The organism is uncultured Microscilla sp., assembly GCF_947493425.1.
Lineage (GTDB): Bacteria > Bacteroidota > Bacteroidia > Cytophagales > Microscillaceae > Microscilla.
On sequence record NZ_CANLRP010000109.1, the window covers coordinates 1 to 14,930 of the forward strand.

Here is a 14,930-nt window from a genome sequence, read left to right on the forward strand (position 1 = left end):
AGAACTCGAAAGTTTATTGTCTTTGAAATTTCAGCGAATTTGATTTGCGACTTTTCATCCCGTTCAAAGTATAGCAAGAGGCTGCCAAAGCATTGACGCCTATACAGCGGGATTTTCAACCAGGCAAAAGTGAAGTTAAAGCAGTGCTATAGCCTCAGCTTGCGGTATCGTTCACCAAGCACGAACTTTGTTTCTTTGAAGTACATGATGTTTTCTGTTTTAGCAAGGCAAGCTTAAGGGAGCAAACTTTCTTAGGGTTTACTGGTTATTAAAGCTTTTAGGTACACAAAAAATATTATTTTGATAGTATTCTATTGATCAATTACCCCAAAACAAATGTATGCAAGGTGCTCTTAAGTATAATTATACCTATAATAGTTGTTTTTATGCTATAAATCTGCAAAATTTGAATGTTTGAACTTACGTTTATTTGGCGCAAGGTTTGTATAAGAATTGTTTTGAAAAGCTCACTTGATTTTTTCTTTGCTCAAACAAAAAAAATCAATAACTTTCCAACAATTGTAAATGGTGTGTTTAATATGATAGACCATTTTATAAAGTTATATGCCATTTCAGGAATTTTATATCCCTCACAGGCATCTGATATTGCTCGCTAGAGAAAGGTCAAAATTTAGTCAAAAATAGTTGATTAATAACATGGAAAATTTACACATAGATCCTACGGACGAAGAACCAAGAGTTGATTTCAATGCAGAAAACGGAATACTTGAAATTTCAGGAAACTCTTATCCAGAAGATACTTCGTCGGTATTCAAACCAATTATTGATTGGCTGACCAAGTACACTGAAGATAGTGGTAAAAAGGTACAATTCAACTTTAAGATGGAGTACTTTAACACCAGTACTTTTGTAAAATTTCAGAAAATACTCAAGTTACTGGAAGACTACCACCTCAACAACGACGGAGACGTAGAAGTAAACTGGTATTATGAGAAGAGTGATCTTGATATGTTTGATAATGGTGAAGATTATCAGGCAGATGTAGAGATTCCTTTTAACATGATTGCTTACTAAACTGCTGGTTTCTTATACTCGATTATATATGGCAAAGCCTTATTGTTGCATACCCTAAGTACTTAACAATAAGGCTTTGTTATACAGCTTTTATGAAGTAATTTCTTTCAATGCTTCACCATTTGCCTTGATAAAGTGAGTAATGTCTTCATCACTGAGTGCATTAGACACAAACAAGGTTTCAAACTGTGAAGGAGCCAAATATATGCCTTTTTGCAACATTGCCTGAAAGTACTTACCAAACAACGCTGTGTCACAAGATTTAGCGGTTTCGAAGTCAATCACTTTTTGGTCTGTAAAAAAGATACTAAACATCGAACCTATATGGTTGATGGTATAAGGCAAGCTCAAGCTCTCTACATTTTGTTGCATACCTGCTACCATTTTTATCGCTGTATCTTCTACTTGTTTATATACCAAAGGGTTTTCGTTGAGGTATTGCAACATGGCCAGTCCTGCTGCCATAGCTACCGGGTTGCCTGATAAAGTTCCGGCCTGATATACAGGACCTACCGGAGACACAAAGTCCATTAACTCTTTTTTACCGCCATAAGCACCTACGGGCATGCCTCCACCTATAATTTTGCCTAGAGTAGTCAAATCGGGGGTTACATTAAATAATTCCTGAGCGCCTCCTCTTGCCAAACGAAAGCCTGTCATTACTTCATCAAAAATCAATACAATGCCTTCTTTATCACACAACTGGCGTAAGCCTTCCAAAAAGCCTTGATTAGGTAAAACAGCTCCCATATTGCCTGCTACAGGTTCTATGATAATTGCTGCTACATTTCCTTGGTTAGCGCTTGTCAAAGTTTTTACTGCTTCCAGGTCGTTAAATGGGGCAGTTAATGTATCCAGAGCTACCCCTTTGGTTACTCCAGGGCTGTTGGGTTCGCCCATGGTAATAGCACCACTACCTGCGGCAATCAAAAATGAGTCGCCATGCCCATGATAACACCCTTCAAACTTAATAATTTTCTCACGGTTGGTATATCCTCTTGCCAAGCGTATGGCGCTCATACAAGCCTCAGTACCAGAGTTTACCATACGTACTTTTTCTACCGATGGCATCATGTCTACAATCAACTCGGCAATGGTTACCTCTTTGGCAGTAGGCGCACCAAACGATAATGAGCTTTTCACTGCTTCAGCCACTGCTTCCCCAATTGCTGGAAAGGCATGCCCCAATATCATTGGCCCCCAGGAATTGATCATGTCTATGTAACGATTACCATCTTGATCGTACATATAAGCACCCTTAGCTGACTTAATAAATAATGGGTTGCCTCCTACGGCTTTGAAAGCCCGCACTGGCGAGTTTACTCCACCAGGGATAGATTTTTGTGCCTGGTTAAATAATTCTTGACTCTTGGCTGTATTCATATAAGTATGTTAAAATTCTTCTGAACAATTAAGTACCCGAAATAGAGAATTATTATTAAATAAGGCAAGCAAGACTCCATGAAATGGGTCTTGAAAGAAGAACGAATGAAGAGGTAAAAAAAGAAAAGTTGATTTCTGACAAGTAATGCACTTTTTTTCGTTAAAAATGATTATCTTAAGATTTATGAACAGCGCAAATGCTCAACAAATAGCCAAAATTGAACAATTGCTGCAAACCGGACAAAACCAAAACATTGAACTGGCTTTTGTCATAGCTAAGGGGTTTGGAGTAGGCATTGCCCAATTAATGAAGCAGTCGTTGCTGGCACACCCGTATTTCTGCCTACAGTATTTTCCTGGCTTATACCAACAGTCTAAGATGTTGTATTTTAGCAATGCTCAAATGAGCAACTTACCCGAAAATATTGGGCTACTATCACACACTGAGGTATTAAAACTGGTAGGAAACCTACTCAGCACCTTGCCTGAGAGTATTGGCAACCTGCCGAATTTACACGAACTCCATCTTACTCATAACCACCTTACTCAATTGCCTGATAGTTTGGGGCAACTTCCTCAACTCCGCAAGCTTTACCTGGGTTATAATCAACTAACCCAACTACCCAACAGCTTATATCAAGCGTCTCAATTACACAGCTTATACTTACACTATAACCATCTACAGGCACTACCTGATACTTTCGGCAAGTTTAGCCAACTAGAAGAGTGTTATTTAAATGCCAACAAACTCACCGTATTGCCTGATAATATTGGTACTCTTAAACATTTGAAAACGCTCACTTTACACAACAACCAGTTAACTATTTTGCCTGAGAGCATAGGAGAGCTTGCCCAATTACAAATGCTTGATTTATCGTCTAATTATCTCACAAGCTTACCTGGTGGCATCAGACAGCTTCAATCTTTACAAACGCTCAATCTTAGGTTTAACCAATTTACTAGTTTGCCTCCTGAGATAGGGCATTTGTATTACCTGCAAAAGCTCATTCTAAAAGATAACCCTTTGACCCAGTTTGAGCGAGAAAAAATAAGGGAATTACTTCCTCATACCCGTATTGTGTTTTAAACACGGCACAAAAAAACCTCTGATAAACTCAGAGGCTTAAGTAGATTAGGTTCTTATAATAACTTATTTTAGTTTCCACCTAAGGTATTGACTTGCTTGAGTACTCCCTTTTCAAATTTAACTATAGGTACAAATTGATTGTCGTTGCCTCCCCTAAAATCAAACACAGTAATTAACCGCCCTTCTTTAGGTGCCTTATTTTGCAAAATATTATTTAATGAATTTTTTACTCCATAGGTTTGCAACAAGCCACCAAAGTAATGAGTAAGGTCATACCCTACACAAGCATAATTGTTGGGAGCTACTTTTGTAGATTTCTTATACTCTTGATAAAACTTAGAAGCATTCACAACAGCCTTGGGTACAAACTCAGTATTTATGATATGAACATTGTGGCGTTCATACTGTACAGAATCCATTTTCTGAAACTTTAACCAAGAATCAAGGGCAATCACTGGGGCTTTTATTTTTAGCTCTTCCATAGCGTTCAGCATTTTAGAAGCTACCAATTGACTACTACTACTTACAAATATATGCCCCACCTCGGTTGGTTTTACCTTTTGCAACATTTCTTTGAGTTGTGTGATGTTGGTAGTACCCAGTTGCTCAAACTGAACTACTTCTCCACCGTTATCTTCTATTGCTTTTTTATGGTTTTCTGCCATCTTTTTATTTTGGGTAGATCGTCCATAAAAAATCATTGCTTTCTTACTGCCCAGCTCTTTCATAGCAAACTCTCCTGATTTTTTACCTTGCGTTTCTATCGAGGGTTCATACATCAGGGTAAAATCGTTTTTTGCCAATATCGATTTATTAGAAATCGGGTTAATAATGTTGATTCGATGCTTTGCGGCAAATTCAGCTACCTTGACAAACTGATCATCAAACAAAGGCCCTACGATTAAATCTACATTCGTGAAGTTTGCCTCGCTTAAAATAAGGTTTAAAGTATCTTCTCCTTTACGCAACACATCAAATGCAATCAAATTGAGTTTTACTCCAGTCGTGTCCAGTTCTTTTTTTGCCAGGCGCATTCCTTGATACAAACTTGCCGATATACGGCTCAAAAGATTACGTTGACGCGATTTGAGTATTTCGAGGTTAAAAGGGAGAATGACAGCGATGTTGTACTCTTTTTTAATGTAACGTTTGCCCTTGATTTTTTGTGATTTTGGGCGCTCTAGTTTCATACTTTCAATCAAAGCTTCCATCATCTCCAGGTCTTCTAGGTTTTCAGAAGTGGCTGCAATTTTATTTACCAATACTTGTGCTACTACCTTATCACTGGCATTTTCTTTCTGCACTTTCTTCAAGGTAGGCAAGTCAAGCAATACCAGATAAAACCCCTTCATATTGACAATATCTTGCTGCATTTTCTCAGCTTGAATTCGATTTAGGTATTTTAAGGCATTGGTATAGTCTTTTTCTCTGAAATAAATATCACCAAATGCATAATACACTTCCTCTTTATTTACCCAATCAGGAAAACGTTCAATCAAACGGGTAAAGGTTTGTTTTGCTTCTTCTAACTGATTGTTTTTCAAAGCGGCTAATCCATAATAGTAATAGGCAAACTCTTCATATACATTTTTTTTCAAAGGAACCATCAAGGTTTTAAATCGAACCATTGCCTCTGTAAACTTCTCATCAATCAATAGTTTTTTGCCCTCCTGGTAGGTTTTATACATTTGTTTTTTGCTTTGAGCAAATACAGTGTTTGGCAAAAACAGTCCAATTAAAATAAGTATTTTTAAATATTTCATCCTTTTTATAAAGTTGTGGCAAGAACAAACTCACCATTCATAATGTTTCGTTTAGGTACTATGTATTTACTTATAATTGTAAGGGTTGTAAAATTAGGAAAAAGTGTCATAAAGCCTGCTTACCTGTCCTCTCTTTTTGGTTAGTGGAAGCAGTTAATCATTGGTTAACATTTTCTTCCACAAATTTTAGAACCACTTGCTAATCGTCAAAAATATTTATGATCAAAGTATTATTACTCTTACATATACTTGTAGAACTAAGCGCAGGTTTGTTATTTATATTGGCGCCTCAAGCAGTTCCTGGGCTTCCAGAAATAAAAGGAGTAGGACTAAACCATCTTGCTTCGTATGGTTATGCAGCCTTGGCTTTAGCCGCTTTAGGTGGTTCTACTCTATTCTATTACTATCGGGAAGGGGCTTTAAGTAATGGGTTGTTTACCCTTGCTATTTTTCATAGTTGTATCTCTATAGCCCAAATAAACACTCCACTTATTCCTTCCATGTACATTGAGCCTATGCTTGTTCATGGGTTGTTTGCGGTATTGTTTTGGAGGTACTACTGGCGTGAACGATGACCCATAACTAATTCCAATCCATTTGTTTACGTGCAGCCCAATAGTCCTCTGGGGTTTGCACCAAAGGATTCAATACTTCACTGGCTTCTTCATCCCATACCACATCCAATGCTGTCAGGTTTGACTTAAGATGCTCAGGGTTAGCAGCACCACTCAATACCACATTTACAAAAGGTTGTTTAAGTACATAGGCCAATGCCAACGCATCTACAGTAGTCTTTAATCGATCTGCTTGTGTCTTTAACAACTGCCACTCAGGCTTTAGGTGTACATCTGTATTTCTAAAGGTAAGCCTACCGTTTGCCAAAGCCTCTTTGACTACCACTCCTAAACCTTCGTTGTGTGCCATAGTTAATGCTGGGGCTACCGACTTCTCCAGCAAGTTAAAAGTAGCCTGAACCACATCAAACAAACGTACGCCTTCTATTTCAATGGCAAGGGCTTTTTCCAGGGTAGTTGCCTGGTCTACCCCACTCAAAGATAAACCAATTTTTACTCCACGAGCTTTGAGTTGCGCCAAACGTCGCAAAACTTGAGTATTCTCTAAAACTTTAGTCTCTAATGTTGCTGAATGAATTTGGTATAAATCAGGGTTCTTTCCCAGACTTTGGCGGGTTTCCAACACTTGTTTTTGTAACACTACCAGCGAGTGATCCTTTACCTCGTGTACTTTTGCATTCACCTGCCAATTGGCAGTATAAGTATACCCCCACTTAGAAGCTACAAAAGGAAGTTCTACCAGCTGTGTCTTTGACTCTAACCAAGCTCCCAAAAATGTTTCTGCCTTGCCATAAGATCGTGCTACGTCAAAATAACGAATGCCCAAGTTCCAGGCTAAATCCAACATTTGGCAAGTATGCCACTGCATAGCACCTGTATTGTAATTACTTTTTAAATCTTCGGCATGCCCCAGGTTAATATAGCCTGGTCTGCCTAAAGCTGCTAGTCCTAAACCAATTTTTGACACTCTGGGACCTATTTTACCCAAAGTAGAGTATTTCATCATCATATTTATTTTAGTTTTAAAACAGATAAATGATTTGCTTCTTCCTTGTTTGTATGCTGGTATTTTACATAATAAAACACAAAAAGAAAAACCATCAAATTCATTTTAGCAAATGAACCTGATGGTTTTTATATATAAAATATGCCTACCTATGTTTAAGCAGGCATTTCATTCGGCTTATATAAAGCAATGTGTTCTTTCTCTCCTGATCGTCGATACCCTCTATACATTCCTACAGTATTGAACGCAATAGATATATTACCTGTAGTATCTATTGCTATCAACCCTCCTTCTCCCTGAAGGTGTGTTTGTTTCATTTTTTCGTGAATCAAATAGTTACTGGCCTCTTCCAGCGACAAACCTTTGTACTCTATCAAACAAGATATGTCATAGGCAGATACAGCCCTTAAGAATGGCTCTCCGTGTCCGGTACAAGATACTGCACAAGTGGCATTATTGGCATAGGTACCCGCCCCAATAATAGAGCTGTCACCAATGCGTCCATATTTTTTATTGGTCATTCCTCCAGTAGAAGTTGCCGCAGCTACGTTTCCATTTTTATCAAGCGCTACTGCACCTACAGTCCCAAATTTTTTTGCATTATCTTTTGAGTGATCTAAACGATAGGTATTAGAAGCTTTTATTTTGCGCCACTCATCATACCTAAACTGATCAAAGAAGTATTCATCAGGTTCGAAAGCCACATGGTATAATCGCCCAAACTCCTCGGCACCTTTCCCATGTAAGTATACATGCCCTGACTTTTCCATAATTTTACGAGCCAACACTACCGGGTTGCGTACATTCTTTACTCCACAGGCAGCTCCTGCGTTTAGGTCTGCCCCATTCATAATAGCTGCTTCTAGCTCGTGTGTTCCATCATTTGTAAATACAGCACCTTTGCCTGCATTAAAAAAAGGGGAGTTTTCGAGTACCATTACAACATGGCTTACCACATTGACTGCCGCTTCGCCATCTCCCAGCAGGTAATATCCAGCTTCTACTGCTTCGTATAAAGTATCGCGGATTCCTTTCTCGATCTCGGCTGTATATAAATCAGGAGTAATTGTTCCTGCACCTCCATGTACAACAATGGCGAAATTCGACATGCTTACTATAAGTTTTAAGCTACTATGCTTAGGTAATAGTATCTATTAATTTAAATTCTTTGTGATTCTCTTGTATGCATATTCTATGCCCTAAATATCTGGCTCTAATATAATCCACCAAAAAAGCCAGTTACAAAAGCACTTATACATTTTATTGTATTTATTTTATGCATTCGTTCAAAGATATGTTATTCCACTATAATTCTATAATTTTGTGAAGCTAATTTGCATAAAAACGCTTTTTTTAACTCAAAAAAAACTTCTTATTTAAAACTTTCAGTTTTGAGTCATTTTATGTGGCATTGCCTATATTTACCCTATAGGTATTGTCTAATTCAGAGTAAAAATATTGCCTGCCTACCCACTTTTTTTTTTACAAGTAGAATGTTTAAAGGTAAGTCTTTATCACAAGTATAAAGCTGTGTAGAAACAGAGAAAGGTTGACTGGTTTTTGCCATTACAGTTGCTGTAGATCTATACTCACTAATTCAGCCCCATACCACAATTAACCAAGCGAGTTTTAAACTGAAGCTATTATGCAAAGGACATTCAATGATGACTAAAACCCTTGAAGGGGGGAATTCAAGAGCTTTAGAGCTTGTTTAAAATTAATAATCTAAGCTAAAAAAGTAATTTTTAACTCTGAAAACAAAATTTAAACAAGCTCTTAATCAACATTATGAATGAATACTCATAGGAATTTATTATTGCGATAGGCAGTTTGTAAAATCAACGCAAAATACAATTTAAGCAGTGCCTGATTTCATTTTTTCAGCATTATCTGCCAAACGCAAGCTCTCGATAAAATCAGCAATTTCACCATCCATCACATTGGGCAAGTTATGTACAGTATACTTGATACGGTGATCTGTAACCCTTCCTTGTGGGTAATTATAAGTACGAATTTTATCTGACCTATCACCGCTTCCTACCATTGACTTACGCTGTGCCCCTAACTCTTCTTGTTGTTTCGACAACTCAATTTCATACAATTTAGAGCGCAGCACTTTCATCGCTTTAGCTTTATTCTTAATCTGTGACTTTTCATCTTGGCAAGACACCACAATACCCGTAGGAATATGAGTAAGGCGAACCGCTGAATAAGTGGTGTTGACAGACTGTCCACCAGGTCCTGACGAACAGAAATAGTCGCTTCTTACATCACTTGGATCAATGTTTACCTCTACGTCTTCCATTTCGGGTAACACCGCTACGCTGGCTGCTGATGTATGTACTCGTCCTTGGGTTTCGGTAGCAGGCACACGTTGTACCCGGTGTACTCCAGACTCATACTTCATCATTCCGTATACGTCCTCACCTGAAATAGAACACACTACTTCCTTGAAACCGCCCGAACTACCATCAGTAAAGTCCATTAATTCAAACTTCCACTTTCGTTTTTCAGCAAATCGTTGATACATTCTTAGCAAATCACCCGCAAAAATAGCTGCTTCATCACCTCCGGCTCCACCACGAATTTCAAGAATCACATTTTTACTATCATTTGGATCTTTGGGAATCAATAGCGTTTTTAGTTCTTCCTCTACTTGTTCTTTTTGAGGATGTAACTCTTCCAGCTCCATTTTTGCCATTTCCTTCATTTCAGGATCTTTTTCAGTTGACAAAATTTCTTTGGAAGTATCTATATTCTCTAGTACAATCTTATATTCATTATACTTTTCAACAACTTTTTCTAAGTCCTTATATTCTTTAGTCAGCTTGGTATACAAGTTCATGTCTTGTATAGTTTCAGGCTTTACGATCAACTGACCTACTTCATCAAACCTTTCTTTGATTGCTTCTAACTTGTCAATCATAATATATTTTTATGTATGAAAACTACTCGAAATTCAAAAAAACAACGCAAATATAAAAACAAGTACTCACACCTGTGCATGAACAGATGAGAACATTATTATAGATTTTGTTATTTATTTTGAAAATAAAATTAAAACTTGTTTTTAGCTTATAAATCGCTAAAAAGAGCTACTTACCAACATAATCACAAAATATTAAGTAATTATTGCTGTTAAATCTTGCAGCTTTTTGTACATTTCAGGAGGGAAAAAGGGTCATAACTAAAACAGAGCAAATTTCATAATATTCATGAGAATTGTTTTTGTAAGATATTTGGTACAAGTGTAACTTCCACCATACGAAAACCAATGGGTAAAGTTGCGTGTTTGATGGTATTTCAATACTTTTGCACAGATAGTTGTATTTTTTTCAGCAAAAATACAACTATACCTTAACTATGCGAATAAGTTTTAAACAAATTTTCGGACTAAATACATAGTATTCCCAATGAAAAGTGTAAAAATAAGTGCACTTGTTGTTCTTCTGTCAATGCTCTTCTCTAGTCTTGCTTTCAATGCATCGGCACAAATCAGAGATTATAGATTTCATACAGTGTTTATCTATAATTTTACCAAGCTCATCAAATGGCCTACAAACTATCAATCAGGAGATTTTGTAATTGGTGTATTAGGCAACTCACCTATCATCCGTGAATTACAAAAGATGGCTGCACGAAAGACAGCCGGAATGAAAAGACAAAGGATTGTTATTAAGAGGTTTGGCAGCTTGTCTCAAATCAACAACTGTCACATACTGTTTATCCCAAATTCAAAAAGTTCTTATTTACCTACTATCAATCAAAGTTTTCCTCGTTCTCCCATGCTGGTAGTTACCGAAAAACGTGGAATGGCTCAATCGGGAAGTGGTATCAATTTTGTTCTTAGGAACGGTAGATGGCGATTTGAGCTTAACCAAAACGCTACGGCAAACCGTGGCTTGATTGTCTCACGAAACTTGAAAAGATTTGCCATTCCAGTAATGGGTAAATAGCAAACATAATCATACAAAATGTAGTTATTTATCTGTTTAGTTAAACGATATAAAAGAAAAGCCTTAAAAAGGCTTTTTTTTGTTTATATTTGTATATACTCTCAATGTCAGTCAATTACAGATTTTATAGCTACCTTTTGTCATGACAGATATCACACAAAAACCTACAAAAAAAAGACGAAATAAAGGGTTTACCCTATCTATTAGCCAACGTATACTCGCTGGTTTTGCCATTCTTATATTCTTTTTTATGTCTAATGCTACTTTTAGTTTGATTACACTAAGAGATAGTGCCGCCATTACCAAAAACTCTTACAATGTGGTGAACCCTTCTCTCGAAGAAATAAGAAACTTTAAGCTATTGGTGACCCAATCACGCATGTATACCATTAGTTGGATTTCTTCGCGTACCAGTGATGATGATAAAGACTCATTAAAAAAGATTCACAATGATTACCCTGAGTTTAAAGATAAGTTGGTACAGCTGCAAAGTAAGTGGGAAAATAAGCAATTGGCAAAGACACTTGATCAGGTTTTCACCAACTTTGAGAGGCTCCAGAAGATACAGAAGGAAGAAATCATGAACAAAATCGTGGAGTTTGACGACTACGAGGATTTAATCACTACATCAGTAGCCTCTGAAATTGTTGATAGCCAAATTTTTCCTTTATATAAAAAGATCATTGCTCAACTTGATCAAATAGCACTTCAGAAAAAGAAGGAAACAGAGAATTCACAAAAAGATTTGATCGACTCTATTAAAAATCAGCAACTACTTACTATTATTCTGGCAGTGTTATCTGTAATGGTTGGGTTGGGAGCATATTTTATTACTCGACGTAATATAGTAGATCCGATCAAGTACATCAATAGTGTATTTGTAAAACTTGGTACTGGAGAGCTTCCCTCTGAACAAGGCTATCCATTTAAAAAAGATGAAATTGGAGAAATGGCAGACTCTGCCGGAAAGCTGGTAAACGGATTACGAGAAACGTCCCGATTTGCCGAAAGTATTGGTAAAGGTAATTATCAAGCATCATTTACTCCTTTGAGTGACAAAGATGTATTAGGAAACGCACTACTGGAGATGCGTGACAACTTGGCAAAAGTGGCTGAAGAGGATCGTCGCCGTAACTGGTCTACAACAGGACTCGCAAGGTTTGGTGAACTGGTAGGTAAAAAAGCTACTGATCTTAAAAACCTATCTGACTTGATTATATCAAATCTGGTAAAGTATGTAGAAGCCAATCAAGGAGGATTGTTTATCGTGGAAGACTTAGATAATAAATCAGACGAAATGTATATGTCGCTTGTATCTTGTTATGCCTGGGATTCTAAAAAATACCTTGAAAAACGCGTTTATCGAGGAGATGGGCTCACTGGACAAGCCTGGCAAGAAGGAGAAACGATTCACCTTACCGAAATACCAAATGATTATGTAAGTATTACTTCAGGACTAGGGGAAGCTAACCCCAGAAGTTTATTAATTGTACCTTTAAAACTGAATGAAGAAGTTTTTGGGGTGGTAGAGTTGGCATCGTTTAATGTGTTTGAGGAGTATGAAGTAAAATTTGTAGAGAATATTGCAGAAAGCATTGCCTCAGCAATTGCCTCTGTAAAAACTACCGAACGTACCAACCGTTTGTTAGATGAATCTACCATGATGACAGAGCAAATGAGAAGTCAGGAAGAGGAGATGCGCCAGAATATGGAAGAGCTACAGGCTACCCAAGAAAGTACAGAAAAGTCACAGTATGAATCTAAAGAGGTCAATGAGTTGTTAGAACTGACAAATTTGGTTATCAAAACTGACACAAGGTTTTTTATCACTTCTGCCAACGAACTTACTGAGGCTAAACTACAATATGAAACTGCTGAACTCAAGGGCATGGCCATTGAACATGTATTTGAGTCTTATGACAAGGTAGAATACGCTAAATCACGCCTTACAAAAGGACATAAATACAGTGAGTTTTTATACCTCAATACCAAGTCATCTGACAGAATTATGGTAAAGGTAAACGCCGCTGCCATCAGAAACGAAAAAGGAAAAATTCAACATTATCTATTTTTACTGAATGACATTTCAGGAATAAACGCCGAAATTGCATGACAATAAAAAATCATTTTCTTAACATATTTAAGCATGCTTTGCATGCTATTTTTTTGTTTAGTGTTTTTGCTACATTGAATGCCTGCCAAAAAAAAACGCTCAAAGATTATGGGCACGATATGGAAGCGATCAATAGTGCAATAAAAAATCGTAAAATTCAACGTATATCAGAACCAGAGTTCAAGGAATGGGTAGGTAAAAAAGGAGGTGAAGTAAGCCGTTTAGCACAAAAATACCTAAACCGGGCAACCACCAAGGGGATAGAAGAAAAAACGATTGCCTCATCTAAAGAGTTTAGCCATCTTTTGCCAATTAATCACATAGACTCGTTGGCAAAAAAATACCAGGTAAACATAGAAGCCATCAATTTTGAGCGCAAATCGCTGGATGATTTATACCCCATAGAAGCTCAACTCCTTACTAAATTTAAAAATGAGGAAATCGCTTTAAAACCAGGGATTCAATACGCAGAAAAACGTCGAAAATTTTTGTTTATAGCTCCTATTTATCTTAACGGTTCGGTAGGTATGTGGAGCATCCACTTTGACAGAAATACTGTAATCAAACAAATCACTAAAGAACGACAAGATAAAAAGAAAAGAAGGCGTAGAAAGTAACTTATTATAGTAATAAAAATGCCCTTGTGACAGTATTTAGTAACAAGGGCATTTTTGTATGACATACGAAAATAAAAGTTTACATCTTATAAAACATCCACTTTCCTATTTCTTTGAAACTCACCTTTTTACCATACATCAATACACCTATTCGGTAGATGCGCCCAGCAAGCCAGGTAATAGCTACAAATCCAATGATTAACAATGCCATAGAAAGCGCAATCTCCCAAGCAGCTACTCCATAAGGAATCCGTAACATCATAGCCACAGGTGAAGTAAAGGGAATCATTGACATCCAAAATGCCAAGGGACCATTAGGGTCTTTGATAATGGCCGATGCTGCTACAATAGAAAATATCAGTGGAAGAGATATGGGCATTACAAACTGCTGTGTATCAGTTTCGGTATCAGCTGCCGAGCCTACTGCTGCAAACATAGCACTATAGAGCAAATAGCCACCAATAAAGTAAAATAAAAACGAAAGGATTACACTAGTCAACGGAATTGTTTGAAGCGCATCCATCATTTCACTACCTTTAGATGTTTGCTCAACTATTTTGGTTTTGGTGGCAGGATCGGCATTTTTCATCATTCTTTCAGTAGTTTGCTGGGTTACCTTATCTTTATCCATCACCTGAAATACCACCGTAGTAATGGCAATGGTAAGGCTAATCCAAAGCACAAACTGGGTGAGACCAATGAGGGCTACACCTATAATTTTTCCCATCATCATTTGAAAAGGCTTTACCGAAGAAATCATTACTTCTATAATTCGGCTCACTTTTTCTTCTATTACTCCTCGCATAATTTGTACACCATATAAGAATATGGCAAAGTAAATCAGAAATGCTGCCACATACCCTAAAATAAAAGCAGCAGTAGCACTACTCTCCTGTCCTTTGAGGTTTTGGGTTTCGATAGATACGTCGGTTTTGATGCCACTCAATACTTTTTGATCTATTCCCGAATTGAGTAACTTTATATTCTCAGTCGCTTGTCGAACCGCTTTCTCTACGCTTCTTTGAATATCTATGCTCACGCTCTTTTCAGAAAACAGTTTAATACCTGATAAGTCGTTAATCGTTGTTTTAGGAATATACAACAACGCAGTATAGGTAGATTTGGGAAGCTTCTTCTTTGCTTCAGTCAATGCATCCTTTATATACACAAACTTGAGGTCACTCTTTTTCTCCAATTTATTTTCAAAAATACCACTTTCATCCAACACCCCTATTACTTTGCCCTTATTTACATTTTTGTCAAGCAGAACAGGTCCGATCAAAAGTCCCGCAAATAACAAAGGGGCAAGTAGGGTCATAATCAAAAATGATTTTTTTCTTATCCTTACCAAGTATTCTCGTTGTATAATTAATAATATCTTGTTCACGGTTGTTA

At 37.1% G+C, this 14,930-nt stretch carries 12 protein-coding genes; 6 read left to right on the forward strand and 6 right to left on the reverse strand.

What is annotated here, in order from left to right:
• Positions 1 to 657: 657 nt before the first annotated feature.
• Positions 658 to 1,035: a DUF1987 domain-containing protein gene (locus Q0954_RS22800; protein WP_299460797.1), complete on the forward strand. Its 378-nt coding sequence runs from the start codon at positions 658 to 660 to the stop codon at positions 1,033 to 1,035.
• A 90-nt stretch (positions 1,036 to 1,125) separates the two neighbouring features.
• Here the strand turns inward: Q0954_RS22800 and hemL are convergent, their stop codons facing one another.
• On the reverse strand, positions 1,126 to 2,418 hold the full coding sequence (gene hemL, locus Q0954_RS22805) for a glutamate-1-semialdehyde 2,1-aminomutase (RefSeq protein ID WP_299460799.1): 1,293 nt from the start codon (positions 2,416 to 2,418) through the stop codon (positions 1,126 to 1,128).
• 166 nt (positions 2,419 to 2,584) lie between these two features.
• Here hemL and Q0954_RS22810 point away from each other — a divergent pair, with 166 nt between their 5' ends.
• Complete coding sequence (locus Q0954_RS22810) at positions 2,585 to 3,505, forward strand: leucine-rich repeat domain-containing protein (protein WP_299460801.1); 921 nt, start codon at positions 2,585 to 2,587, stop codon at positions 3,503 to 3,505.
• A 68-nt stretch (positions 3,506 to 3,573) separates the two neighbouring features.
• On the opposite strand, the gene Q0954_RS22815 is transcribed toward Q0954_RS22810, so the two are convergent.
• Positions 3,574 to 5,193, reverse strand: a complete 1,620-nt coding sequence (locus tag Q0954_RS22815; RefSeq protein WP_299460803.1) for an ABC transporter substrate-binding protein — start codon at positions 5,191 to 5,193, stop codon at positions 3,574 to 3,576.
• A gap of 293 nt (positions 5,194 to 5,486) precedes the next feature.
• On the opposite strand from Q0954_RS22815, the gene Q0954_RS22820 reads away from it, so the two are divergent.
• The gene (locus Q0954_RS22820; protein WP_299460805.1) at positions 5,487 to 5,843 is read left to right on the forward strand and encodes a hypothetical protein; all 357 of its coding nucleotides are present in this window, start codon (positions 5,487 to 5,489) and stop codon (positions 5,841 to 5,843) included.
• Positions 5,844 to 5,850: 7 nt separating this feature from the next.
• Here Q0954_RS22820 and Q0954_RS22825 read toward each other — a convergent pair whose 3' ends face one another.
• The 3 genes from Q0954_RS22825 to prfA all read right to left on the reverse strand — a co-directional run bounded on the left by Q0954_RS22825 (position 5,851) and on the right by prfA (position 9,775).
• Complete coding sequence (locus Q0954_RS22825) at positions 5,851 to 6,852, reverse strand: aldo/keto reductase (protein ID WP_299460807.1); 1,002 nt, start codon at positions 6,850 to 6,852, stop codon at positions 5,851 to 5,853.
• A gap of 152 nt (positions 6,853 to 7,004) precedes the next feature.
• Positions 7,005 to 7,958, reverse strand: coding sequence for an isoaspartyl peptidase/L-asparaginase family protein (locus tag Q0954_RS22830; RefSeq protein ID WP_299460809.1), 954 nt, complete (start codon positions 7,956 to 7,958; stop codon positions 7,005 to 7,007).
• Between the two features lie 746 nt (positions 7,959 to 8,704).
• Positions 8,705 to 9,775, reverse strand: coding sequence for a peptide chain release factor 1 (gene prfA / locus Q0954_RS22835; protein ID WP_299460811.1), 1,071 nt, complete (start codon positions 9,773 to 9,775; stop codon positions 8,705 to 8,707).
• A gap of 487 nt (positions 9,776 to 10,262) precedes the next feature.
• On the opposite strand from prfA, the gene Q0954_RS22840 reads away from it, so the two are divergent.
• The 3 genes from Q0954_RS22840 (at position 10,263) to Q0954_RS22850 (ending at position 13,535) form a co-directional block, all read left to right on the forward strand.
• On the forward strand, positions 10,263 to 10,805 hold the full coding sequence (locus Q0954_RS22840) for a YfiR family protein (RefSeq protein ID WP_299460813.1): 543 nt from the start codon (positions 10,263 to 10,265) through the stop codon (positions 10,803 to 10,805).
• A 142-nt stretch (positions 10,806 to 10,947) separates the two neighbouring features.
• Positions 10,948 to 12,918 (forward strand): GAF domain-containing protein, encoded by a 1,971-nt coding sequence (locus Q0954_RS22845; RefSeq protein WP_299460815.1) that lies wholly within the window; start codon positions 10,948 to 10,950, stop codon positions 12,916 to 12,918.
• Entirely contained in the window at positions 12,915 to 13,535 is a 621-nt protein-coding gene (locus Q0954_RS22850) for a hypothetical protein (protein ID WP_299460816.1), read from the forward strand. The genes Q0954_RS22845 and Q0954_RS22850 overlap by 4 nt, the downstream gene beginning before the upstream one ends.
• A 79-nt stretch (positions 13,536 to 13,614) precedes the next feature.
• On the opposite strand, the gene Q0954_RS22855 is transcribed toward Q0954_RS22850, so the two are convergent.
• Positions 13,615 to 14,922, reverse strand: coding sequence for an ABC transporter permease (locus Q0954_RS22855; RefSeq protein WP_299460818.1), 1,308 nt, complete (start codon positions 14,920 to 14,922; stop codon positions 13,615 to 13,617).
• Positions 14,923 to 14,930 lie beyond the last annotated feature (8 nt).

Coding starts and splice junctions, on each gene's coding strand:
- Q0954_RS22800 (WP_299460797.1), top strand. CDS start 658: ATGGAAAATTTACACATAGATCCTACGGACGAAGAACCAAGAGTTGAT.
- hemL (WP_299460799.1), bottom strand. CDS start 2,418: ATGAATACAGCCAAGAGTCAAGAATTATTTAACCAGGCACAAAAATCT.
- Q0954_RS22810 (WP_299460801.1), top strand. CDS start 2,585: ATGATTATCTTAAGATTTATGAACAGCGCAAATGCTCAACAAATAGCC.
- Q0954_RS22815 (WP_299460803.1), bottom strand. CDS start 5,193: ATGTATAAAACCTACCAGGAGGGCAAAAAACTATTGATTGATGAGAAG.
- Q0954_RS22820 (WP_299460805.1), top strand. CDS start 5,487: ATGATCAAAGTATTATTACTCTTACATATACTTGTAGAACTAAGCGCA.
- Q0954_RS22825 (WP_299460807.1), bottom strand. CDS start 6,852: ATGATGATGAAATACTCTACTTTGGGTAAAATAGGTCCCAGAGTGTCA.
- Q0954_RS22830 (WP_299460809.1), bottom strand. CDS start 7,958: ATGTCGAATTTCGCCATTGTTGTACATGGAGGTGCAGGAACAATTACT.
- prfA (WP_299460811.1), bottom strand. CDS start 9,775: ATGATTGACAAGTTAGAAGCAATCAAAGAAAGGTTTGATGAAGTAGGT.
- Q0954_RS22840 (WP_299460813.1), top strand. CDS start 10,263: ATGAAAAGTGTAAAAATAAGTGCACTTGTTGTTCTTCTGTCAATGCTC.
- Q0954_RS22845 (WP_299460815.1), top strand. CDS start 10,948: ATGACAGATATCACACAAAAACCTACAAAAAAAAGACGAAATAAAGGG.
- Q0954_RS22850 (WP_299460816.1), top strand. CDS start 12,915: ATGACAATAAAAAATCATTTTCTTAACATATTTAAGCATGCTTTGCAT.